The organism is Liquorilactobacillus vini DSM 20605, assembly GCF_000255495.1.
Classification (GTDB): Bacteria; Bacillota; Bacilli; order Lactobacillales; family Lactobacillaceae; genus Liquorilactobacillus; species Liquorilactobacillus vini.
Genome location: NZ_AHYZ01000190.1, coordinates 1 through 204 on the forward strand (window position 1 = coordinate 1; position 204 = coordinate 204).

General features: G+C 49.5%; 2 tRNA genes. Both read left to right on the forward strand.

From position 1 onward, the window contains the following. Positions 1–16 precede the first annotated feature (16 nt). A tRNA-Ile gene (locus ON15_RS10385) sits at positions 17–91 on the forward strand. Between the two features lie 14 nt (positions 92–105). Continuing rightward, positions 106–178: transfer RNA gene (locus tag ON15_RS10390), tRNA-Ala, on the forward strand. The last annotated feature ends 26 nt before the right edge of the window (positions 179–204 follow it).

Below are 204 nucleotides of genomic sequence, written 5' to 3' on the forward strand. Positions count from 1 at the left end.
CATTAAGGATGTTTATGGGCCTATAGCTCAGCTGGTTTAGAGCGCACGCCTGATAAGCGTGAGGTCGATGGTTCAAGTCCATTTAGGCCCATCCTTTTTGATTATGGGGCCTTAGCTCAGCTGGGAGAGCGCCTGCTTTGCACGCAGGAGGTCATCGGTTCGATCCCGTTAGGCTCCATTGATGAATAACAGAATTCATCAAGA